This window comes from Actinoplanes sp. SE50/110, assembly GCF_900119315.1.
Lineage (GTDB): Bacteria > Actinomycetota > Actinomycetes > Mycobacteriales > Micromonosporaceae > Actinoplanes.
Map to the genome: position 1 here is coordinate 7,282,596 of NZ_LT827010.1, position 19,589 is coordinate 7,302,184.

General features: G+C 71.8%; 18 protein-coding genes. 3 read left to right on the forward strand and 15 right to left on the reverse strand.

Annotated features, from left to right (window positions below; genetic code table 11):
* Positions 1-18: 18 nt before the first annotated feature.
* The 4 genes from ACSP50_RS42715 to ACSP50_RS32615 all read right to left on the reverse strand — a co-directional run bounded on the left by ACSP50_RS42715 (position 19) and on the right by ACSP50_RS32615 (position 4,650).
* Entirely contained in the window at positions 19-222 is a 204-nt protein-coding gene (locus ACSP50_RS42715; RefSeq protein WP_155123699.1) for a hypothetical protein, read from the reverse strand.
* Positions 222-875: a hypothetical protein gene (locus ACSP50_RS32605; protein WP_014693581.1), complete on the reverse strand. Its 654-nt coding sequence runs from the start codon at positions 873-875 to the stop codon at positions 222-224. The genes ACSP50_RS42715 and ACSP50_RS32605 overlap by 1 nt, the downstream gene beginning before the upstream one ends.
* A complete protein-coding gene (locus ACSP50_RS32610; RefSeq protein WP_014693582.1) occupies positions 872-2,278 on the reverse strand; it encodes a selenium-binding protein SBP56-related protein in 1,407 nt (468 codons plus the stop codon). Before ACSP50_RS32610 ends, ACSP50_RS32605 begins: the two co-directional genes overlap by 4 nt.
* Positions 2,279-2,352: 74 nt before the next feature.
* Positions 2,353-4,650, reverse strand: a complete 2,298-nt coding sequence (locus ACSP50_RS32615) for an ATP-binding protein (protein WP_014693583.1) — start codon at positions 4,648-4,650, stop codon at positions 2,353-2,355.
* A gap of 756 nt (positions 4,651-5,406) precedes the next feature.
* On the opposite strand from ACSP50_RS32615, the gene ACSP50_RS32620 reads away from it, so the two are divergent.
* Complete coding sequence (locus ACSP50_RS32620) at positions 5,407-6,285, forward strand: hypothetical protein (RefSeq protein ID WP_014693584.1); 879 nt, start codon at positions 5,407-5,409, stop codon at positions 6,283-6,285.
* A gap of 188 nt (positions 6,286-6,473) precedes the next feature.
* On the opposite strand, the gene trmB is transcribed toward ACSP50_RS32620, so the two are convergent.
* From trmB to ACSP50_RS32660, 8 genes are all read right to left on the reverse strand, one after another.
* Positions 6,474-7,094, reverse strand: a complete 621-nt coding sequence (gene trmB, locus ACSP50_RS32625) for a tRNA (guanosine(46)-N7)-methyltransferase TrmB (RefSeq protein ID WP_014693585.1) — start codon at positions 7,092-7,094, stop codon at positions 6,474-6,476.
* 115 nt (positions 7,095-7,209) lie between these two features.
* Positions 7,210-8,127, reverse strand: coding sequence for a PD40 domain-containing protein (locus ACSP50_RS32630; protein ID WP_014693586.1), 918 nt, complete (start codon positions 8,125-8,127; stop codon positions 7,210-7,212).
* Positions 8,128-8,302: 175 nt separating this feature from the next.
* Entirely contained in the window at positions 8,303-10,072 is a 1,770-nt protein-coding gene (gene ggt, locus ACSP50_RS32635) for a gamma-glutamyltransferase (protein WP_014693587.1), read from the reverse strand.
* Positions 10,073-10,150: 78 nt separating this feature from the next.
* Positions 10,151-11,614 (reverse strand): alpha/beta hydrolase, encoded by a 1,464-nt coding sequence (locus ACSP50_RS32640; RefSeq protein WP_014693588.1) that lies wholly within the window; start codon positions 11,612-11,614, stop codon positions 10,151-10,153.
* A gap of 188 nt (positions 11,615-11,802) precedes the next feature.
* Entirely contained in the window at positions 11,803-12,054 is a 252-nt protein-coding gene (locus ACSP50_RS32645) for a hypothetical protein (RefSeq protein ID WP_014693589.1), read from the reverse strand.
* 89 nt (positions 12,055-12,143) lie between these two features.
* On the reverse strand, positions 12,144-12,386 hold the full coding sequence (locus ACSP50_RS32650) for a hypothetical protein (protein ID WP_014693590.1): 243 nt from the start codon (positions 12,384-12,386) through the stop codon (positions 12,144-12,146).
* A gap of 9 nt (positions 12,387-12,395) precedes the next feature.
* The gene (locus tag ACSP50_RS32655; RefSeq protein ID WP_043512632.1) at positions 12,396-14,057 is read right to left on the reverse strand and encodes a sodium:solute symporter family protein; all 1,662 of its coding nucleotides are present in this window, start codon (positions 14,055-14,057) and stop codon (positions 12,396-12,398) included.
* 39 nt (positions 14,058-14,096) lie between these two features.
* On the reverse strand, positions 14,097-14,741 hold the full coding sequence (locus ACSP50_RS32660) for a TetR/AcrR family transcriptional regulator (protein WP_014693592.1): 645 nt from the start codon (positions 14,739-14,741) through the stop codon (positions 14,097-14,099).
* Between the two features lie 77 nt (positions 14,742-14,818).
* Here ACSP50_RS32660 and ACSP50_RS32665 point away from each other — a divergent pair, with 77 nt between their 5' ends.
* The gene (locus ACSP50_RS32665) at positions 14,819-15,985 is read left to right on the forward strand and encodes an FAD-dependent monooxygenase (RefSeq protein WP_014693593.1); all 1,167 of its coding nucleotides are present in this window, start codon (positions 14,819-14,821) and stop codon (positions 15,983-15,985) included.
* A gap of 28 nt (positions 15,986-16,013) precedes the next feature.
* Here ACSP50_RS32665 and ACSP50_RS32670 read toward each other — a convergent pair whose 3' ends face one another.
* Together ACSP50_RS32670 and ACSP50_RS32675 are read right to left on the reverse strand one after the other, a co-directional pair.
* On the reverse strand, positions 16,014-16,667 hold the full coding sequence (locus tag ACSP50_RS32670) for an HAD family phosphatase (RefSeq protein ID WP_014693594.1): 654 nt from the start codon (positions 16,665-16,667) through the stop codon (positions 16,014-16,016).
* On the reverse strand, positions 16,664-17,533 hold the full coding sequence (locus ACSP50_RS32675) for an LLM class F420-dependent oxidoreductase (protein WP_014693595.1): 870 nt from the start codon (positions 17,531-17,533) through the stop codon (positions 16,664-16,666). Before ACSP50_RS32675 ends, ACSP50_RS32670 begins: the two co-directional genes overlap by 4 nt.
* A gap of 157 nt (positions 17,534-17,690) precedes the next feature.
* On the opposite strand from ACSP50_RS32675, the gene ACSP50_RS32680 reads away from it, so the two are divergent.
* Positions 17,691-18,581, forward strand: a complete 891-nt coding sequence (locus tag ACSP50_RS32680; RefSeq protein ID WP_014693596.1) for a glycosyltransferase — start codon at positions 17,691-17,693, stop codon at positions 18,579-18,581.
* 3 nt (positions 18,582-18,584) lie between these two features.
* Here ACSP50_RS32680 and fgd read toward each other — a convergent pair whose 3' ends face one another.
* Positions 18,585-19,583, reverse strand: a complete 999-nt coding sequence (gene fgd, locus ACSP50_RS32685) for a glucose-6-phosphate dehydrogenase (coenzyme-F420) (protein ID WP_014693597.1) — start codon at positions 19,581-19,583, stop codon at positions 18,585-18,587.
* Positions 19,584-19,589: the final 6 nt, after the last annotated feature.

Consider the following 19,589-nt stretch of genomic DNA (forward strand, 5'->3'; position numbering starts at 1 on the left):
ACATGCCCGGCGCCGGCTTCAGACAGAGGCCGGCGCCGGGATCGGCACGGTCACGGCGGGGCGGTGGTGGCGATCGCCGGGCGGCGGCGTCAGGCGGTCATGGCAATCTTCGGGCGGCGGCGTCAGGCCGTCATGGCGATCTTCGGGCAGCGCCGTCAGGTGGTCATGGCGATCGCCGGGCGGCGGCTTCCGCCAGTCATGGTGATCGCCGGGCGGCGGCATCAGGCGGTGATGGCGATGGTCAGCGCGCCGGCCGCGACCAGCACCCCCGCCCACAACCGGTCCACGTTGAACCAGGCCCGGCGCAGGATGTTCACGCCCAGGAATTCGTAGACGAGCAGGGCGCAGCCGGCCATCACGGTGAACATCGCGACGGTGTGCACCCCGGCCGCCGCCAGGCCGGTCAGGGCGGCCAGCGGGGAGCCGCCGGCGCCGGCGCCCGGCATCGCGTGGCCGGCGTGGGACGCGCCCGGCACCGGGGTGGTGGTGAGGACCGGGAGCAGCATCAGGCCGGCCCCGTGCGCCGACGACATCAGGAAGGACCAGCCGGCCAGCTGGGCCGAGGACAGCCGCATCCCGGCCCAGCGGAAGTGGCGTTCGGACAGCAGCCGCCACAGGCCGAAGCCGACCAGCAGCGCGCCGCCGGCGATGCCGACCACGTTCGCGGCGACCACCGACCGGGTGGCCGAGATGATCGCCGCGACGATCGCGACCGAGGCGAGGTGCCCGGCCGCGATCGGGGGCAGGGACAGCAGCATCACCCGGCGGCTGCGTTCCTGCATGCCCCGGGCCACCGCGAACAGCCAGCCCATCGCCGGGTTCAGCCCATGGAAGGCCCCGAGCGCGATCAGCGCGGCATAGGTTTCCCAGGTCACGGTGCGGACGGGAAGCAGTACGAGTCGGAGGACGCGTCGCCGCCCTGCAACCGGGTCTGGTGCACCCGCAGGCCGCGGAATTCGTCGCCGTGCGGGAAGAACCGGTCGTCCAGCGTGAACGACGTGTCGGTCACGTCCAGTTTGGCCAGCCAGGCACCGACCCCGTCCGGGTAGAACTGGTCGTCCCACGAGCCGTACAGCGAATTGGTGACGTAGACGCGCTTGCCGTCCCGGGACACCTCGACCATCTGCGGCCCGCCGGCCAGCGGCTCGTCCGGGAACGCCGGGTGCGGGGTGCGCCGCACGATCCCGCCGAGGTGCACCGAGTCGACGAAGACGGGGTGGAACGGGTCGCTGACGTCGTAGCGCCGCAGCTCACCGGTGCCCCAGCAGGACACGTACAAAAACTTGTCGTCGACCGACAGGTCGATGTCGGTGACCAGCGGAGGCACCGCCGAGAACGGTTGCAGGGCGGGCGGCAGGTCGGCCGGGTCGGCCGGCTCGGCCGGGATGTCGATCACCTTGCGGACCTCGAACTGCCCGCCGGAGCGGTGCCACAGCCAGATCGACGCGGAAAGGTCCTCGACCGAGACGACCACCCCGACGAAGCCGTACGTCGCGGCCGGGTCATGTGCCGGGCGCAGCTCCAGCGTCATCTGGTACTGGTCGCCGAGGTCGACGGTCTGCACCAGGGTGCGCTTGGCCAGGTCCCAGAAGTGGATCCGGTGCCCGTACTGCCGGCCGAGCAGCAACTCCGGCACCAGCCCGTCCTCGATCATGTCGGGGGTGCCCCACTCGGAGGTGACCAGCACGTCCTGGGTGAGGTGCCACCAGAAGTCGTACGCCAGTTTCTGATCGCCGCGGTCGGCCTCCCACTGCCCGCGAACGTCGAAGCTCTGGTGGTCGAGGACCGCGATGCCGCCCGGCCCGCCGCCCTGGCCGGCGCCGAGCGCGGAGACGTAGATGCCGTCCGGCCCGCAGTGGATCGTGTGCGGCCGCGAGTAGTCCGCCTTGGCCGCCAGCTCCGCGGCGCTGATCTCCTTGACCAGCCGCGGGTTCTGCGGGTCGGGCTGGGTGTCGTAGACGTAGATCCGCGACGACCGCAGACCGGGGACGATCAGGTAGCGGCGCTCGACGTGCGGGTGCGGGGCGGTCGGGCAGAGCGCGCTGGAGCAGGCGTTCCAGCCGAAGTGGTGCAGCTCGTCACCGGTGTGCGGCAGGTCGGTCCAGCCGACCACCCTGCCGTAGCTGCCGGAGCCGGGGTCGGTGTCGACCACCGCGAGCGCGTCCGGGCGGGTGGCGGAACGGTCGAAGGCGGCGATGTACGCCAGCTTCTCCGCGGGGGCGCCGGCCGCGTCGCCGGGTGAGGGGTAGAACGTCGGATCCGGAGTCCATCGCGTCATGCCGCTCATCCTCGCCCCGCCCTGGTCCGCGGGCCAGGGTTACATGTGTCAATGACTTGTCAACGGCAGCGGGATCACCGGGCGTCCAGCGGCAGCCGCACCAGAACGGTCGTGCCGTCCCCGTCGCCGGTCAGCTCGATGCTGCCGTGGTGGCGTTCCACCACCGCCCGGCTCAGCGTGAGTCCCAGCCCGCTGCCCGGCAGCGTCCGCTCATGTCCGCGGCTGGTCCGATAGCGACCAGTGAACAGCTTTTCCCGCTCGTCCTGCGGCACGTCCACCGCCGCGTCCGAGACGGCCAGTTCGGCGGCCCGCCCGGCCCGGCGCAGGCGGACCTCGACGTGCCCGCCGTCCGGGCTGTACCGGATCGCGCTGCCGATCAGGTTCTCCACGATGTGCCGCAGCCGGTCCCGGTCGCCGGGCACGATCAGCTCGGCCGGCAGGTCGGTGTCGATCGCCACGGGGGCGGCGCCGATCGCCACCCGGGTGCGGTCCACCACGTCACGGACCACCTCGGCCAGGTCCATCGGGGTGCGCCGGACGTCGGCGTGCCCGGCGTCCAGGGCGGACAGTTCGAGCAACTCGTTGATGATCTCCCGGAGTTGCAGCGCGTTGCGTTCCACCACGGCGATCAGGCGCGGCCCGTCGCGGACCAGGGTGGCCTCGTCCGCCTCGCGCAGCAGCTCGGTGTACGCGCTGATCGAGGTGAGCGGGGTGCGCAGCTCGTGCCCGATCAGCGCCAGGTATTCGTTCTTGCTGCGCACCAGTTGCCGTTGCAGGTCCTCGACCCGGCGGCGTTCGACGAACTGCCCGAGGTGCGCGGCGATCCCGGACATCAGCGCGACCAGCTCGTCCTCCGGGTCCTCGACCGCGTCGGTGAAGACGGTCAGCACCCCGATCGTCCCGGTCCCGTCGTGCACCGGAATGGCCAGCGCGGCGTGCAGCCGTTGGGCGCTGTCCGGGGAGATCACGCTGTCCGAGTGGCCCACGTCGCGGATCCACAGCGGTTTGTCGACCTGCCAGGCCTGTCCGGCCAGCCCCTGACCGTAGGTCAGCTCGTCCGGCACGGCGATCCCGGTCGCCCAGCCCGGCGTGCTGAACCGGGCCGCCGCCCGGATCACCGCCGCACCCGCGTCGGCCATCCACAGCTCGGCGTGCACCCAGTCGAGGGTGGCGACCACCGCCTCCAGCACCCGCGGCCCGGCCGCCTCGATGCTCGCCGCCTCGGCCAGCGCCGTGGTCACCGCGAGCTCGCAGGAGCGGAAGCGTTCCGCCCGGCGCTGCCGGGTCACATCCTGCATCGCCTGGACCGCGCCGACCACCCGACCGTCCGGTCCGAGGATCGGCTGGGCGTCGATCAGAAAGTGCCGGGTCCGTTTGGTCCGGCTGGGCCGGGCCAGCGGCTCGTCGCGCACCGGTTCCCCGGCGAGTGCCCGGAACAGGCCGAGCTCGTCGGTGTCCCGCGGGTCGTCGGCCCAGGTGCGGCGCATCCGCTCGTTCGCGAACACGACATGTCCGTCGGCGTCGCAGGCGATCACGCCGTCGTGCAGGCTCTCCAGCACCGCGTCCAGGAACCGGTGCTGCTGCTCCAGCTCGTACCGCGCCAGCTGCTCGCCGATCAGCAGGGTGGCGACCTCGGCCGCCTCGGCCACCGCGGTGATCTGCTCCGGCGACCACTCGCGCGGCCGCAGGTCGTAGGCACAGCACACGCCGAGTACCTGTCCGTCCCGATCGTGCACCGGATGTCCCAGGTACGCGCCGCCGTGCCGGCGCACCACCCCGTCCGGCACCCGGTCGTCGACGGTCGCGTCGTCGACGATCACCGCGCCGCCCCCGTGCACGACGAGCCCGCCGAGCGAGCCGTGCAGCGGGGTGTCGGCGATCGCCGCCCAGTCCTCGGCGACACCCCAGCTGCCGTACAGTCGGAGCTTCTCCCCCTCGACGAACTGGATGCACGCGCTCGGCGTCTGCGCCCCGCGGGCGGTCAGCGCGGCCAGCTGATCGGCGGTGCCGCTGGTCAGCACACCGCGGTGGAGCACCGGCAGCATGGCCCCGCCGAGCACATCGCGCAGCAGGTGCGCCCCGCCGGCCACCTCACCGCCGACCCGCCGCCGCACCGACCCGTCCGCCGGTCCGAACCCGCCGTCGGTCTGCTCACTGCCCGCGACCGGGCCGGTGCCGGCCATCCGCCGGAAGTCACCGCCCACGCGCGCCTCACGGTTGCCGAAAGCTTTGCTGGCGGCCGCCGGCAAGCCGGGATGCTCGTCGACGGCCGTCCCCCCGTGAAGCTCGGCCGCACGCGCGAGTGCCGCGGCTTCCGCCGCCGACGCCCTTCCGGGCAGCCCGGCGCCACTGCCGGGGTCTTCTCGCCGCATGGCCGACCTCCACAACCCAGCCTAGATGCACGAAAACCCTAAAACCGTCAAATCGCGCGGCCAGGCGAGCCGCTTCCCGGCCCGACCCCGCCGCCGGATCCGCGCTCCAGCACCACAAGGCACCGCCCGCAAGACGAAGCCTCTCGATGGTCGCCGCCCCGGGACCGCGGCCTCGGCGCCGGGCAGGCGGTGGTCTTCACCGCCGATTTGCCGGTACGTCGTGAGCACCCCGCCCTGCGCGCTCGCGCCCCGGAGTGGCGCCTCAGTACCGCCGCCTGGCCCGTGCGGGGCCAGGCCCCCAACGTCCGTTCACAGCATTTTCTCAGCCGACTTTTGTGCCTTTCATCGGTCTCCGACCGAGAATCGCCGTCATTCTCGGAAATTCGACGTAAAGGACCGGATCGAGGACTGGCTGCCCTCCTGGGCTCTCCACGCACCAGTGTCTTGATCGTTGAGCGCCGGCAATCCGTGACACCACGCGATCGACACCGAACGGAACAGAGTCATCGCTGGCCAGCCGATCGGGTGGCGTAACAACAGGACGGGGCCGCCTCGTCCTGCTCAAATGAGCTCAACGTCACCGGAATGCCCGGATGTCGAATTCATGACGACTGTTGCGCGCCGTCACCGCCACCCGAATAGGAAACGATGAACGTATCGTTTCGATAACGTGAATTCCGTCTATCGGTTCGACGTCTCTACAGTTCCGGCACGCGCGCCGCCGGGTCGTGCGCGAGGAAGGGAAAGGGAATTCCCGTGGGCAAGAAGAAGGCTGCTGCTCTGCTCGAGGACCTTGCGCCGGTCGAGGAGACCGTCGCGGCCGAGGAGACCACCGAATCCACTTCGGTCGAGGCCGCTCCGGCCGCGACCGCTGAGGCCGAAGACGCTCCGACCGACGCCGCTTCGACCGAGACCGCTCAGGCCGAAGACGCTCCGACCGACACCGCTTCGACCGAGACCGCTCAGGCCGAAGACGCTCCGACCGAGGCCGAGCCCAAGAAGGACAAGAAGAAGAAGGGCAAGAAGGCCAAGAAGTCGGCCGAGCCCATCACCGACGAGGCCGCCGCTGAGGACAGCGTGGCCGACGAAGCCGACGGCGCCGACGAGCCCGCCACCGAGGAAGCGCCAGCCGAGGCCGCCGCCGACACCGCGGACGCCACCGAGGCCGAGGACACCGCGGACGCTCCGGCCGACGACGCCACCGAGGAAGCGGCAGCCGAGGAGCCCGCCTCGGAAGCACCGGCCGCGGAAGAGGCCACCGCGGAAGAGACCGCCGTCGAGGCCACCGCCGAGGAGAAGCCCAAGAAGGGCAAGAAGAAGGGCAAGAAGGCCAAGAAGACTGCGGAGGCCACCGTCGACGCGGCGCCGGCCGACGAGGTCGAGGCGCCGGCCGACGAGGAAGTCGCCGTGGCGGAGACGGCTGCCGAGGAAGCTCCGGGCGAGGAAGCTCCCGGCGAGGAAGCCGCGACCGAGGTAGGCCCCGCGGAGGAGACCACCGAGGAGACCGAGGCCGCCGACGAAACGGCTCCGGTCGAGGAAGCCGCCGCGGAAGAGGCTCCGGCTGCAGAGGCCGCGGTCGAGGACGAGGCCGCGGAGGCGCCCAAGAAGGGCAAGAAGGGCAAGAAGAAGAAGTGACGGAGCAGGCCGCCGCATCGCCAGGGTGCGGCGGCCCGATTCGGCCCGGATGAGGCAGGCGTGGACGGGCAGGGCCGGACGAGGCAGGGCGCGGATGGGCAGGGCCGGACGAGGCAGAGCGCGGATGGGCAGGGCCGGACGAGGCAGGGCGCGGACGGGTGGGGCACCCCGTACCGGCTGAGCGGGGTTCAGATTCTGGTGTAGCGCAGGTCGGTGATGGGCCGGCCGGCCTCGGTGCCGCGTCTTTCGAATTTGGTGCGCGGGCGGGTGTGCGGCGAGCCGGCGGGGAGGCGGCGCAGGCCGGGGTCGGCGTCGAGGGTTTCGGCCATGGCTTCGGCGTAGTGCGGCCAGTCGGTGGCGCAGTGCAGGACACCGCCGGGGTGCAGGCGGTCGCGGAGCAGGGCCACGTTCGCCGGTTGGATCAGCCGCCGCTTGTGGTGACGGGCCTTGGGCCACGGGTCCGGGAAGAAGACGTGGACGGCGTCGAGCGCCTCCGGGGCGATCCGGTGGACCAGCTGCATGGCGTCGCCGAGGGCGACCCGGACGTTGGTCAGCCCGAGGTCGCCGACCAGGGCCAGCAGGTTGCCGATGCCCGGGGTGTGCACCTCGACGGCCAGGTAGTCGCGGGCCGGGTCGGCGGCGGCCATCGCGGCGGTGGCGTCGCCCATGCCGAATCCGATCTCGAGGACGACGGGCGCCGCACGGCCGAAGAGCCGCGGCAGGTCGAGCGGGGTGCGGTCGCCGTCCAGGACGGTCAGGCCGAACAGCGGCCAGAGCGCGGCGTGGGCGTCCGCGTGCCGGCTGCTCATCCGCCCCCGCCTCGGGTGAAAAGTCCGGATCGGCCGAGGTTCGTCGATTCCGGGGCCGGGCGTGTCGCGGGGGGTCTCAGTCATGGCGGGCCCCACGATACCGCCGGGCCCGCGGTCAGCGAGGCCGGGCCGACGGCTGGGAGCCCTGGTGGAGCAGGGTGCGGGCGCCGGTCTTCAGGTCGACCAGCGTCACCCAGGAGTGGCCCCGGGTCTGTGAGGTGACCAGTGCGTGCCCGGCGTCGAGATACGCCGCCTCCCGGTCCTGGGGCACCCCGACCGTCCTCTTGGCGCCGGTTCCCGGATCCCATTCGACGACGTGCACCGGCTCGTTCTCAGCCGCCGTCTCCCCCTCCTGGTAGGCGGTGAACGCGAGCCGTTTCCCGTCCGGGCTCCAGGCCGGCACCGCCGCGAACCCCTTGTTCTGCAGGCTGCCGCCGCCGTACGCGGCCACCGTCCGCTCCTCCCCCGAGCTGACCGTCCCGATGCTCAGGCAGGCGTCGTAGACCGCGTCACACTCCCCGCCCCGGAAGGCGATCTGTTTGCCGTCCGGCGACCAGGCCACCGCGTCGTCCACCCGCAGCCGGTCGGCCAGCGACCCGGTCACCTTCTGCGGCGCTTCGACCTCGGGCAGGTCCTCACCGCGGCACCCGGCGGGGAAAAGGACTTCCGGGTTGCCCGACCCGGCGGCCGCGATCCGGTAGACGCCCGGCCCCCCGGTGCAGGAGGTGGACGCGAACGCCAGCCACTTCCCGTCCGGTGACCAGGACGCCCCGCCGGCCGGCCGGTCGCTGACCCGCCGCTGCCCGGTCCCGTCCGGCTTCATGGTCCACAGCCGGCCGTCCCTGAGCACGGCCAGCTGCCTGCCGTCCGGTGACCACCGGGGTCGGGCGTACCCGGCCCCGGTGGTGATCCGCTTCTCGGCCGGTCCGGCGCTGACGTAGACGTCCCCGCCGCGGACGTAGGCCATCGGGGTGGGAAGTGCCGGAACCGGAACGATTCCGGCCAGCATCGCGACCGCCACCACATTGATCATGGCTTCTTCCTTCCCCCGGACGTCTCCACGCCCCTGCACCATCGTCGCAACCGGCCTACTCCTTAACGCGGATGACGAATCGCGGATGACGAATCGCGGCTGAGGGCACGCGGATGAGGGAACACGGCTGACGGACCTCCGGGGCGGGGGCCGGCACGTTCCACTGCGGCGCGGGCTAACGCGGATGCACGACCCCGGCCGACCCACCGCCCCGGCGGACCGGCTCGGCGACCGCGAGCTGCGACCCGCACGGACCGAATTCGATCGCAGTGGCGGCGCCGATCTCCGCCGCGTCCGGCCCGAAGACATGGCCGAGCGCGGTCAGCTCCGGCCCGTACGTGGTGTGGAACGCGGGCTCGGCCTGGATACCCGCGGTGTTGCGCTGCGCGGCCCGCGGCGCGGCGACCGCCTGCGGCAGGGTCAGCCCGAGTTCGAGCCGCCCGTACAGGATCTGCAGCACGGTCGTGATGATCGTCGACCCACCCGGCGCCCCGGCCGCGAGGTACGGCCGGCCGTCCTTGAGCACGATGGTCGGCGACATCGAGCTGCGCGGGCGCTTGCCGGGGCCGGGCAGGTTCGGGTCCGGATTGTCGCCCTGGGTGCCGGTGAAGTTGAAGTCGGTCAGTTCGTTGTTGAGCATGAAGCCGCGGCCGGGCACGACCATGCCGTTGCCGCCGAACTGTTCCAGGGTGAGCGTGTATTCGACGACGTTGCCCCACCGGTCGGCCACGGTCAGGTTGGTGGTGCTCATCCCGGTGTCCGGGGTGTCCGCGCCGGCCGCCGCGGTGCACCCGGACGGCCCGGCCGCGACCGGCTTGACCAGTGCGTGGTGAGGGTCGATCTGACAGGCCCGCTGCCGCGCCCACCGGTCGGAGAGCAGGGTGTCCAGGACCGGGCGCGGGGTGTCCGCGCCGACGTAGCGGCCCCGGTCGGCGAACGCGAGCGCCGAGGCCTCCAGGTAGTAGTGCAGCTTCTCGACGGTCGACGCGGAGTCGAGCGGGGACGCGTCCAGGATGTTGAGCGCCTCGCCCACGGCGGTACCGCCGCTCGACGGGGTGGACATGCCGTACACCGACAAGCCCTGGTAGTCGGATCTTGTCGGCGCCGGACGGCGGACCTGGTACGAAGCGAGGTCCTCGGCGGTCAGCACGCCGGGGCGGATCGGGTAGGCCCAGGGCGAGGAGGGGCTGGACGACACCGGGGGCCGGGTGACGGTCTGCAGGATGTCGGCGCCGACCGGTCCGCGGTAGAAGACTGCGGTGCCCTTACGGGCGATCAGCCGGTACGTGTCGGCCAGATCCGGGTTGCGGATCACCGTCCCGATCGCGGGCGGCGCGCCACCCGGCAGGTAGAGCGCCCTGGTCGCGTCGAACTGTCCGAACGCGGCGGCGTTCTCGGTCACCTGGCGGCGGAACTCGCCGTCGACGGTGTAGCCGCGGTCGGCCACCTCGGCGGCGTCGTCGAGCGCCCGGGACAGCGGCCGGGTCCCCCACTGGCGGGCGGCCGCCTCCCAGGTGGCCAGGGTGCCGGGCACGCCGACCGAGAGGCCGCTGACCCGGGCCTCGTCGAAGGCGTACGGCTGCCCGGTCACCGGGTTCACGAAGTAGGTGGGGGTCATCGACGCGGGGCCCTTCTCCCGCCCGTCGATGGTGAAGACCCGGTGCCGGTGGGCGTCGTAGTAGACGAAGAAGCCGCCGCCGCCGATCCCGGAGGCGAACGGCTCGGTCACGCCGAGGGTGGCGGCCGCGGCGACCGCGGCGTCGACCGCGTTGCCGCCGCGGCGCAGCACCTCCAGCCCGGCGGCGGTGGCGGTGGCGTCGACGGTGGCGATCGCGCCGCCGTAGCCCTGCGCCGTCGACCCGGTGGCGGCCAGGGCGGGCGCCGATACCGCGGTCAACGACAGGCTGGTGAGTGAAAGCGCTGCTAGCGCGGAAAGGAACCGCATCGGCCCTCCAGACAGGACAGTGTCGCTTGTCGATATCTGCCTACCGTGCCCGCCGACGGCGCACAACCGCTGCACCGGTTACCCGATGCCGAACGGCTCGGGCTCGACCGCGGGACACGTCGCCCCGACCGCCGGCAATGCCAGCGTGAGCAGGTATTTCTCGGCCGCCGCCTGGACGCAGGGGCTGTGCGAATACGCGACGTGCCCCCAGCCCTGATAGGTGAGCAGCCGGGCGGACGGGCCGAGCTGGACCGCGGCCTGCTGCGCCCAGGCGTGCCCGGTGGCCGGGTCGTGCAGCGCGTTGACGAGCAGCATCGGGATCCTGGCCGGGTTCAACCGGTGCTGCGGGGCGGCCGGGGCGACCGGCCAGCCGACGCAGCCGGCGGCCGCGGAGAGCGCCAGCGGCGACGCCCGCACCTGCGGCGCGATCTTCGCGAGGTTGTCCAGGCGGCGGCGGTACGCGGGGAAGTCGCCGACCGGCAGCGCCCAGTCGCCGCAGAACACCGCCGGGAAGCTGTCCGGCGTGAGGTCGGCCGGCGGGGCCACGGTGCGGGCCCGCCGCGCGACCGCCCGGGCCGGCACCGCCGCGTCCTGCAGGTAGTGCGCGAACGAGAACCACTGGGGGTCGTAGAACGCGGCGAACGCCGCCGAGATCAGCTCCCAGACCCCGAGCTTGGCCGGCGGGTCGTACGGGTCCTTCAGCGTGCCGGCCGCGGCGCGCTGCATGAGGGCGGCCCAGAGTTTTGGGATGTCCTGGCCGCGCAGCACGCACCGGGTGTCCCGGGCGCACCACTTGACGAACTCGTTGAACGAGTCCTGCACCGCGGCGGTCTCCTGGGCGAGGAAGGTGTCCACGTCGACGCTGTGGTCCATCACGCTGTCCAGCACCGCTGCCCGCAGCGTGGCCGGGTACCGGTCGCTGTAGAGCTCACCGATCAGCGATCCGTAGGACGCCCCGAAGATGCTGATCCGCGGCTCGCCGAGAGCCACCCGCAGCGCTTCGACGTCGCGGACCACGCTGCCGGTGTCGGCGTGCTCGACCACCGGGCCGCTGCGGGACGTGCAGTCGGCGGCCAGCCGCCGGTTGTAGCCGGCCAGCGCGGCGAACCCGGCCGGATCGGTGATCAGCGGGGACGGTTTCGCGTCGACCAGCGCCTGGGAGCAGAGCACCGGGGAGCTGCGGCCCACCCCGCGCGGGTCGAGGCCGATGATGTCGAACCGTTTGCGCAGCTCGGGGCTGAAGAAGTCGGTGTCGAGGGCCATGTTGACCGCCGAGCCGCCGGGGCCGCCCGGGTTCACGATCAGCACCCCGATCCGGTGTGCCGGGTCGGTCGCCTTCCGCCGCGCCATCTGCAGCTCGATCGTCGGTCCGTACGCGTTCGACCAGTCCGCCGGCACCCGCATGGTGCCGCATTCGACATGCGCGTCCTCGGGGCAGACCGACCAGGTGACCGCCGGTGCGGCGAGCGCCGGACGGCCGAACCCGAGCAGGGTGGCCAGGGTGAGGATCGCGGCCGTGACCGGCCGTCGCAACGCACGCAAACCCGTATCTCCGCCCTGCGCGGCGGGACTCGGCCGCGCCGCACCATCGTGGGCCGCGGGTGTGCAACGATTCCGGAGAATGCCCGATTTTGCATCGTTTGGGGCATTGGCCGGCGCGGCCACCTACTTCAACGACGCAACACCCAGGACCGCCCGGCTCCTTCGCCGGACGGTCCTGGCCGCTGGATTCACTTGTTGTTGGGCGGTAATTCGGGCAGGGCGGCGATGGCCCGCGCGTAGATGGCCATCTGCTTGGCGTTGGGCACCACGCCGAAGACTCGGAGCTGGTCAGACAGAGCCTGTTTGACCTGATCCTCGGACTGACCACGATGGGTCTGAGTCACCTTGTTCACGACGTAGTCGACCCGAAGCTGCGCCTGCCAGCCAGCGGAGCGCTGGCCGCCGGAGGCGAGGCTGCTGATTGAGGCGAGGGGATCCATGCCACCGTTATCGGACGCACCGCCACCGGTCTTGAAGATATCCGGGGGCTGTGCAACGAGAAGGCAACTCGGGCACACCCCCTCGCACCTCAGACCTCAGGGGTGTCCCGGTCATCGCCGGCCTCGACCGGCTTGGGCGGATTGAGCCGCAGCCAGAGCAGCATCAGCAGGCCGAGCGCCAGCATGGCCAGGCCCATCCACAGGTTGATCCGGACGCCCTGCGCCTTGGCGATGTCGGCGGGGCTGTCGAAGATGCCGATCAGGGTGACGATCACGCCGTACAGGGTGAACATGCCGCCGATGACCGCGCGCAGATCGAAGAGCCGATTCATGACCTCACCTCACCAGAACGGGATGTAGAGAACGATGGCCAGCGCCACGGCGACGGCGCCGAGCACCACCGGGTTGCGCCACCAGACTCGGTCGCCGGCCACGATCGTCTCGCCGGACGTGCTCGACCCGGCCAGGCCGTAGACCAGGCCGCGCAGCTCGTCCTCCGGCTTGCTCGGGGTGAAGAAGGTGACCAGCACGGCCACCACCACCGCGGTGACGAACGCCGCGCCGGCTCCCCAGAAGCTCTCCTCCAGGTCGGAGTTGAAACTGAAGACGTCACCCAGGTACCCCAGGTAGAGGGTGAGCGAGGCGAGGAAGCCCAGCAGCAGGGACCAGAAACCGGCCCAGGCCGACATCCGCTTCCAGAACATGCCGACGATGAAGGTCGCGAACAGCGGCGCGTTGAACAGCGAGAACAGCGCCTGGATGTAGTTCATGATGTTGTCGAAGCCGGCCGCGATGAACGCGGTGCCGATCCCGATCAGCACGCCGATCACCGTGGCGATCCGGCCGACCCGCAGGTAGTAGCCGTCGGGCCGGTCCTTACGGACGTACGACTGCCAGATGTCGTAGGTGAAGACGGTGTTGAATCCGCTCACGTTGGCCGCCATGCCGGCCATGAACGACGCCACCAGGCCGGTCACCGCGACGCCCAGCACACCGTTGGGCAGCAGGTCGCGCATCAGCAGCGGGATCGCGTTGTTGTAGGTGAGGTCACCCTCCTTGGCGCCCAGCCCCTGGACGGTGACCAGGGCGATCAGCCCGGGAATCACGGTGACCGCGGGGATCAGCAGCTTCGGGAAGGCGCCGATGATCGGGGTCCGCCGGGCCGCGCTCATGTCCTTGGCGCTCAGCGCCCGCTGCACCTCGGCGAAGTTGGTGGTCCAGTAGCCGAAGGAGAGGACGAATCCGAGACCGAAGATGATCCCGATCCAGTTCGCACCGAGCGGGTTGTCGGAGTCGGCGGTGTTCGCGAACGTGTGCAGCGCCGCGTCGCCGATCTTGCTGGCCTGCACCTTCTCCACCAGGCCGTGCCAGCCGCCGACCTTGACCAGGCCGATGACGGTGATCGGGATGAGGCCGGCCAGGATCACGAAGAATTGCAGCACCTCGTTGTAGATCGCCGAGGAGAGCCCGCCCAGGGTGATGTAGGAGAGCACGATCGCCGCGCCGATCACGATCGACAGCCAGAGCGGCCAGCCCAGCAACGCCTGCAGGATCAGGGCCAGCGCGTACAGGTTGACGCCGGCGATCAGCACCTGCGCCACCGCGAAGCTGATCGCGTTGAACAGGTGGGTCGGCTGGTTGAAGCGCCGCCGCAGGAACTCCGGGACGCTGCGCACCTTCGAGCCGTAGTAGAAGGGCATCATCACGATGCCGAGGAAGACCATCGCCGGGACCGCGCCGACCCAGTAGTAGTGCAGGGTCATCATGCCGTACTGGGCGCCGTTGGCGGCCATCCCGATGATCTCCAGGGCGCCCAGGTTGGCCGAGACGAAGGCCAGACCGGTCACCCACGCCGGCATGGACCGGCCGGAGAGGAAGAAATCGGAGCTGTCGCGGATCGCCCGCCGGGCCATGAAGCCCACTCCGAGAACGGTGATGAAGTAGATCGCAAGGATCAGATAGTCGACGAAGCCCACGTCGAGCCGGAGTCCGCTCACGGCCACCTCCCAGGTTGGCCGCTGCCTACCCGGATCGACGATGTTTCACACGCGTTTCGTGATCAAGGTCTCCAGCCCGTCCAGGATGCGCTCCAGTCCAAATCGGAATGCCTGGTCGGCGCCACCGTGCACGGCCATGTCGGCGAGTGCGGCGCCGACCGCGGGGAACCGGGCGGCGTGCCGGGTCAGGGCGGTGACCAGCCCGGACTCGGCCGGCTGTAGGGCCAGGGCGCGGGCGTGTCCGGCCAGGACGGCGACGGTGTCCATCCGCTCGGCGCCGGTCAGCCCGGTGGGGAGACAGGCCAGGGCGGCCTCCATCCAGCCGATCTCGTTCGGCCCCACCGGCCGGTTGCCGGTCAGCGCCTGCAGAGCCCAGGCGTGACCGACGAACACCGCCATGAGCGACTCACACCACCGGCTGAGGGCGGCGCGCCAGTCACCGGCCGGCAGCTCGGGCGGCTCACCCATGGCACGCTCCAGCATCAGCGCGACCAGCTCGGACTTTCCCGGCAGGTACCGATACAGCGCCATCTTGGTGTAGCCGACGTCGGTGGCCACCCGCTGCATGGTGACCGCGGCCAGGCCCTCGGCGTCGGCGATCGCGATCGCGGCGTCGGCGATCGACGACAGGGTCAGCGCCGGTTTCGGCCCACGGCGGCCGCCGGTCCGCTCCTGCCACAGGAAATCCATGTTGCCCTCCCACGGAACTGCGTCTACCGTACACAGAAATAATGGTGTCCAACGGAAACAGTTTCTGGAGGCATGAGATGGACGTCCTGATCTCGGGTGCGGGCATCGCCGGTCCCGCGGTGGCGCACTGGCTGGCCCGGGCCGGCCATCGGCCGACGATCGTCGAGGTGGCGCCGCGGCCGCGCACCGGCGGGCAGGCGGTCGACTTCCGCGGCCCGCTGCACATGGGCCTGCTGGAGCGGATGGGGGTGGTCGAGGCGCTGCGCGCGGTCGAGACGCACGGCACCGCGTTCCGCTTCGTCGACGAGCACGGTGATCGGCTGATGGAGTGGCCGGCCCACCTGGCCGGCGGCGACCTGGAGGTGCGCCGCGGCGATCTGTCCCGGGTCCTGTGCGCGGCGAGCAAGGCGACCGCATACCTGTTCGGCGACCGGATCACCGCGCTCGTCGAGCACCCGGCCGGGGTGGACGTCACCTTCGCCTCCGGCACTCAGCGCACCTTCGACCTGGTGATCGGCGCCGACGGGGTGCACTCCGGAGTGCGCCGGCTGGCCTTCGGCCCGGAGGAGCGTTTCGTCAAGCATCTCGGCTACTACGTCGCCACCTGGCCGGTCGCCAACGAGTGGGGCGATCTGGGCCGCACCGCGCTGTTGCACAACTCCCCCGGCCGGATGATCAGCATCGGTCAGGACCACCGGGATCCGAGCCGGGCCGGGGTGTTCGCCGCGTTCGCCGCGCCGGTGCTGCGTTACGACCGGCACGACGCGGGCGAGCAGAAGGCGATCCTGCGCGCCACCTTCGCCGGCCTGGGCTGGCTGACCCCGCGGCTGCTGGACGCGCTGGACGCGGCCGACGACGTCTACTTCGACCAGATCTGCCGGGTCGACGCGCCGGAGTGGACCCGCGGGCGGATCGCCCTGCTCGGCGACGCGGCGTGCGGTGCCACCATCGGCGGGCAGGGCACCGGCACCGCGATCGTCGCCGCCCACGTCCTGGCCGGCGAGCTGGCCGCGGCCGGCGGTGACCACCGGGTCGCCTTCCCCCGCTACCGGCAGCGCCTCGCGAAGTTCGCCCGGGGCACCCAGAAGGGCGGCGACACCACCGGCCGCTTTCTGGCCCCGCGCACCGCACGGGGCATCCGCCTGCGCAACTACCTGAACAACCGGCAGTGGTTCCTGGACGCCACGTTCAAGGTCGCGGCCGGCCGCAGCACCGACCTCCAGCTACCGGAATACCCGATCTGAGCGACGCCGGGGGCGGGGCTCGTCGCCCTCAGCGCAACGCCGCGACCGCCTCCGGCGTCACCTCGGTCACCTTGGTCACCACCAGGGCGGCCTGGGCGAGCGCGTCGGGAGCGGCCGGATAGACGCCGTGCGGGACCGCGACCACCGCGAGGCCTGCGGCGCCGGCCGCCCGCAGCCCGTTGCTGGAGTCCTCGACCGCCGCGCACACCTCGGGGGTCAGCCCCAGCCGGGCGACCGCGGCCAGGTAGACGTCCGGCGCCGGTTTGCCGCGCGGCACCTCCTCGGTCGACAGGGTGACCTCGAACTCGCCGGTCAACCCGGCCGTCGCCAGCACCTGGTCGATCAGGATCCGGGCCGACGAGCTGGCCAGCGCCAGCCGGAACCGGGCGCCCAGCGCGCGGACCGTCTCCACCGCGCCGGGAATCAGCGGCAGCTCGGCGCGGTAGCGCTCGGCCATCCGGCCCAGCACGTCGTCGGCCACCCGCGACGCCGGCAGCGGCACCCCGACCTCGTCGGCCAGGTGCGCCGACCACTCGGCGGTGCTCATCCCCATCATCCGGTCCTGGCTGTCCGGCAGGAACGCGCGGCCGTGCTCGGCCACGTAGCCCCGGCGGACCTCCTCCCAGACCTCCTCGGTGTCGATGATCACGCCGTCCAGGTCGAAGACGACCGCCTCGATCACAGCGCCTCCGCCGCGGGCACGATCTCGTCCCGGAACAGCTCGAAGCGCTTGGTGTCCCAGGCGTCGCGCAGCCCGCCGTGGGTCACCGTGATGCCCATCGCCGCGAAGTGCCGCATCGCGTCGATGATCTCGCCGACCTTCTCCCCGCGCTCGCCCGGGTCGAAGCGGAAGACCACCGTCTTCTCGATCTCGTCGTAGTCCCGGCCGACCGTGTCACAGTGCCGTTTCAGCACGTCCAGCTTGTGCTGCAGCTCCGGGCCGGGGAACAGGTTGCAGGCGTCGGCGTACTTCGCGACCAGCAGCAGCGTCTTCTTCTCCCCGGCGCCGCCGATCAGGATCGGCACCCGCCGGGCCAGCGGCAGCGGGTGGTTGAGCAGCCGGGCCAGCCGGTAGTGCGTGCCCTCGTAGGCGGCCTCGTCGCCGGCGAACATCTGCCGGCAGATCTGCAGCGCCTCCTCCAGCCGCTCGAACCGCTCCCGCGTCGGCGGGAACGACAGGCCCAGGCCGAGCGACTCCTCCTCGTTCCACGCGGCGCCGATGCCGAGCATGGCCCGGCCGCCGGAGAGCACGTCGAGCGTGGTGACCGCCTTGGCGAGCAGGCCCGGCTCGCGGTAGACCACGCCGGTGACCAGGGTGAGCAGCTTGGCCCGGCGGGTGTGCGCGGCCAGGAAGCCGAGCGTCGTGTACGCCTCGAGCATGTCCATCTCGGGCGGCCCGTTGACGCCGATCTGCCAGACGTGGTCCATCACGCTGATCCGCTCGAAACCGGCCTCGTCGGCGGCCGAGGCGATCTCGGCGAGGGTCGGGGCGAGCCGCGACGGGCCCTCCGGCCAGGTGAAGTTCGAGATATGGAGCCCGAGTCTCATCACGGGACAAACCCTACCGCTTTCGTACGCACGGTGACCGGACCGTCCGAGCCGCACGGCCGGTCGTCATCCCCCGTTTCGCCGAGTTGCCGGCGGGTTGCGAGCCGGTAGCTTGCCACCCATGCCCCTTGCGTCACACCGACCGTCATCACCCACCGTGAGCGTCGTCATCCGGGCCGGCACGGTCGCCCTGCCCGTCCTGCTGGCCGGGATGCCCCCGGTCGACGAGATCGTCGTGGTGGTCGGACGCCGGGACGGCACCGGCACCGTGGTGCCGCCGGGCGCCCGGGTGGTCCGGCAGACCCGCGCCGGCGCCGGCAACGCGCTGGCCTGCGGGGTCGCCGCGGCCACCGGGGACATCGTGGTCACCCTCGCCGCCGACGGCTCCTGCGACCCGGCCGAACTGCCCCGCTACGTGCAGGCGCTGTGCGACGGATCGGACGTGGCCCAGGGCGCCCGGCAGCGTCCGACGCTCGGGGCGCGGATCGTGTTGTGGATGATGGCGGCGCTCTTCGGGGCCCGGCGCACCGATCCCGGATTCGGTTACCGTGCGTTCTGGCGAGACGCGGCCGGGATGCTCGAACTACCCAGAGTGAGCGGGGTTGACGCGGTCCGCGGCGACGGGGCGGAGATCGACGCGCTGCTCACCGTGCGGGCCGGGCTGAACGGACTCTCGGTGACCGAGGTGCCGTCCGCGGCCGCCGCCCGGCCGGTGCCGCTCGTCGAGGCCGTCGGCGCGCTGCTCGGCGAATGGCACACCCGGCGCCGGGTGGCCCCACCCGCACCGGCGGAGAGCATCGTGGTGCTGACCGGGAAGGCGGACCCGGAGCAGACCCGGGTGCTCCCCCGCATCGGGACCGACGCGGTGCTGCCGCGGACCTCGCGTCCGGCCGCGTACGCCGGGGTGGACCGCCGTCAGGGCCCACGCCGGCTCCGGGCCCTGGAGAAGGAGCAGGCCACCCGCCCCCGCCTGCGCGTGATCAACGGCGAGGGCGGCGGCACCGGACCGCGTACCGGCACCTTGCGGTCGGTACCACCGGCGATCTGAGCCTCAGGAGCGGTCGCGCAGCCGCGGCAGGATCTCGGCCGCGTAGAGGCGCAGGAAGCGCTCCTGGTCCGGCCCGGGCGCGTGGAACACCAGGTGCTTGAAGCCCATGTCCAGGTATTCGGTCACCTTGGCGGCGTGCTCGGCCGGGTCGGAGGAGACGATCCACCGGGTGGCGGTCCGCTCGACCGGCAGTGCGTCGGCGAGCCGCTGCATCTCGACCGGGTCCTCGACGCCGGTCTTCTCCTCCGGGGAGAGCGCCAGCGCACCCCAGTAGTGGGTGTCGTTGCGGGCGCGGTCGATGTCGTCGTCGAAGGACACCTTGACCTCGATCATCAGATCCAGGTCGTCGATCTTCTTGCCGCCCTTCTCCGCGCCCTCCGTTACGGCCGGCAGCAGCGTGTCGGTGTAGAGCGCGTGCCCCTTGCCGCTGGTCGTGATGAACCCGTCCCCGATCCGGCCGGCCAGCCGGGTCGCGGCCGGGCCGGACGCGCCGATGTAGATCGGGACCGGCGTCGACGGCTTGTCGTAGATGGTGACGTTCTCGGTCTTGTAGAACTGCCCCTCGTACGTCACCCGGTCCTCGGCCCAGAGCTTCTGGATCAGCAGGACCGCTTCCTTGAGCCGGGCGAACCGCTCCTTGCCGTCCGGCCACTGCGTGCCGAGCGCCACCTCGTTGAGCGACTCGCCGGAGCCGACGCCGAGGATGGCGCGGCCGGGCGCGAGGCAGCCCAGGGTGGCGAAGGCCTGCGCGACGACGGCCGGGTGGTAGCGGAAGGTCGGGGTCAGCACGCTGGTGCCGACCAGGACCCTTTCGGTGCGCGCGGCGAGTGCCCCGAGCCACGGCAGCGCGGCCGGAGCGTGCCCGCCGTCGTGCCGCCACGGTTGCAGGTGATCGCTGACGAAGACCGAGTCGAAACCGAGCTCCTCGGCGAGAATGCCGTACCGGAGCAGGTCAGCCGGAGCGAACTGCTCCGCCGACGCCTTGTACCCGAACCGAATCATGAAACT

Excerpts from the sequence above, each read along its gene's own strand:
- ACSP50_RS42715 (WP_155123699.1), bottom strand. The coding sequence starts at position 222 with ATGCCGCCGCCCGGCGATCACCATGACTGGCGGAAGCCGCCGCCCGGC.
- ACSP50_RS32610 (WP_014693582.1), bottom strand. The coding sequence starts at position 2,278 with ATGACGCGATGGACTCCGGATCCGACGTTCTACCCCTCACCCGGCGAC.
- ACSP50_RS32615 (WP_014693583.1), bottom strand. The coding sequence starts at position 4,650 with ATGCGGCGAGAAGACCCCGGCAGTGGCGCCGGGCTGCCCGGAAGGGCG.
- trmB (WP_014693585.1), bottom strand. The coding sequence starts at position 7,094 with ATGAGCAGCCGGCACGCGGACGCCCACGCCGCGCTCTGGCCGCTGTTC.
- ACSP50_RS32630 (WP_014693586.1), bottom strand. The coding sequence starts at position 8,127 with ATGATCAATGTGGTGGCGGTCGCGATGCTGGCCGGAATCGTTCCGGTT.
- ggt (WP_014693587.1), bottom strand. The coding sequence starts at position 10,072 with ATGCGGTTCCTTTCCGCGCTAGCAGCGCTTTCACTCACCAGCCTGTCG.
- ACSP50_RS32645 (WP_014693589.1), bottom strand. The coding sequence starts at position 12,054 with ATGGATCCCCTCGCCTCAATCAGCAGCCTCGCCTCCGGCGGCCAGCGC.
- ACSP50_RS32650 (WP_014693590.1), bottom strand. The coding sequence starts at position 12,386 with ATGAATCGGCTCTTCGATCTGCGCGCGGTCATCGGCGGCATGTTCACC.
- ACSP50_RS32660 (WP_014693592.1), bottom strand. The coding sequence starts at position 14,741 with ATGGATTTCCTGTGGCAGGAGCGGACCGGCGGCCGCCGTGGGCCGAAA.
- ACSP50_RS32665 (WP_014693593.1), top strand. The coding sequence starts at position 14,819 with ATGGACGTCCTGATCTCGGGTGCGGGCATCGCCGGTCCCGCGGTGGCG.
- ACSP50_RS32675 (WP_014693595.1), bottom strand. The coding sequence starts at position 17,533 with ATGAGACTCGGGCTCCATATCTCGAACTTCACCTGGCCGGAGGGCCCG.
- fgd (WP_014693597.1), bottom strand. The coding sequence starts at position 19,583 with ATGATTCGGTTCGGGTACAAGGCGTCGGCGGAGCAGTTCGCTCCGGCT.